The following is a 2,426-nucleotide window of genomic DNA, read 5'->3' on the forward strand; positions in this document are numbered from 1 at the left end:
GAGTCTGGGGTCAATAGTTTCTACTCTTGGTTTGATGAAGATGAACTGTATTTCACGACGGTTAAGGATGATGGAAAGGATGCCACTCCCGATGTTTACGAGTTGTGGAAAACTGATGGAACCCCCAGAGGAACTGAACGGGTTCAAAATTTAGGGAAAATGTCCTCATTAGAGCTGCAATCATCTAGTTCTGGCCTTTATTATACGGCAAGAGATAAAGCACATGGGGTGGAACTGTGGAAGTTAGAAACGAGTGAAAATACTGGGTCAGAAACTCTCACAGGAACTCGTGCCAATGATAGCTTAATCGGAACGGACGGCCCGGATTTGATTGATGGGAAAGGAGGAAACGATACCATCAGCGGATTGGAGGGTAATGACAGCCTCAATGGTGGTACAGGTCAGGATAATCTGACCGGAAATGGTGGTGCAGATACCTTTATATTTCAGTTCGGACAATCCCGGGTCGCCCGCCCTGATGCTATTGCTGACCTGGAAATCGGCACCGATAAAATCGACCTGCTCACCCAAGGGGGAGACGAGATGGATGCTCCGAGCCGTTTTACCCGTGCCGGCAATAACAAGGCTCAAACTTTGGCTCAGGTTGTCAATCGAGTGTTTGAGGATGCGAATGGAGCCCGAGATGGAAACCAGGAGTTGGGAATCAATAGTGCGGCTTTAGTCCGGGCAACAAACCGCAAAATTTCTGGCACTTATTTGGTTATTAATGATGACGTTGCGGGTTTTCAGCGCCAAAATGATTTGGTTGTCAATATCACGGGTTACAGTGGAGATTTACCGGAATTGGGAAATATTTCTGTTGAGGATTTCTTTGCCCTTTAATCCTCTGTAGTTACGGTTAAACCCAAGTGCGATCGCATTTTTTGAGGAAAGTGCGATCGCATTTTTTGATCTATTCTTAACCCGTCCCACCTTCCCCCCTATTCTCATTTAAAAATGCGGTTAAATTTGAGGACGGCAAGAACTTTTGACCGCGACCGGCACGGAGGAACACAGAGGGAAAATGCGTCCCAATATAAATACGTACTGCCAGAGCGGGCAAAGGACAGCAGGATTATGACTGATATCGCAAGTATCGCCCTCGTGTGTTCACAGTTTGAATCAGACCAGAAACATTCAAACCGTTATAGAAAAGCAGTTTCAGTTCCCTACTCCCTACTCCCCACTCAGAAGCCCACAGCCCTATATCCCGGCGTTTCAGCCACTCAAGAAAGCCCCAACCTTGATGACAACAGCTATGGCGCATTTGTAAATAAATGTTACAATTCCCTCGAATTTGCGTAAAACTTCAGCGGTTGGGGTGATGGAAAATGAACGGGGAGTCCACCCAATCTTGACCTCACCGAAATTCCCCATATCCGATAATTGACGATGGGAACGGGTTCGCCCCCATTCGTACAACAGAAGTGTGACAACTGTTTTTTGGGTTGTCTGTTAAACTTGAAGACAAGACACAAAATTTTGGTTGAGATGATAGACAATCCTGACTCACTGTTCGATATTCGATTGACCGAGCAGGCGGACTCTCTGAATATCTTGTCACCCGCGATATTGATAGGTGATTTCTCCGTATCAACACGGATGGAGACCAGGACAATTGAGGCGGCATTAACTCGCGTGAAGCAAAATTTCAGTGAGTTTACTACCTCTCCCAATTTTGAAGCCGATTTAAAAACGATTTTCGGTGAATATACGGATGTCAATTTGAGTCAAACAATAATTGATGCTTTACATGACGATGCTGAAGTTCCAGAGATTGTGGTCGTTTCAGCGGACTTGATGAATGGTGCGAACGGGGGGTTTGATTCCCTCACAGGTACGGTGTATTTATCCGACACCTTAATGAACGTTGAAAATACGGATGTTATGGATGCTGCCATGCCATCTCCCAATTTAGTGGATGTGCTGACAGAAGAATTGGGACATTATATTGACTCCGAGTTAAACGAGATAGACTCGCCGGGAGATGAAGGTGAGTTATTGATGCGGTTGGTTCGCGGGGATGTACTGAGTTCGGTGGATGCGACCCAGCTAAAGTATCAGGATGACCGGGTGCAGATTCTGGGTGGGTTGGTTGAAGTAGAGGCTAATCTAGGAGATTACACTAGCTCGACCTGCGGTTGCGGTTCGACTTCGGACTATAGCTACTGGGACGACACCTATAGCTCCACCTATGATTATAGTTCGACTTCGGACTATAGCTATTGGGACGATACCTATAGCTCCACCTATGATTATGCTTCGACTTCGGACTATAGCTATTGGGACGATACCTATAGCTCCACCTATGATTATAGTTCGACTTCGGACTATAGCTATGAAAACCTCCCCCAAATCGACATTTCCGGGGTCGAAGTCGGCGAAGCGGACGGAACGGCTCAATTTACGGTGACTTTAGACGATTA

At 46.2% G+C, this 2,426-nt stretch carries 1 protein-coding gene and 1 pseudogene; both read left to right on the forward strand.

All coding sequences use genetic code 11. The features are described from left to right. Positions 1-843, forward strand: an 843-nt coding sequence (locus AC0QHF_RS23495; RefSeq protein ID WP_324706689.1) for a bluetail domain-containing putative surface protein, incomplete at its 5' end; no start/stop codon positions are given. 648 nt (positions 844-1,491) lie between these two features. Next, positions 1,492-2,426 (forward strand): annotated as a pseudogene (locus AC0QHF_RS23500) (hypothetical protein); the annotation flags it as partial.

The sequence above is a fragment of the Lyngbya sp. CCY1209 genome, assembly GCF_055795065.1.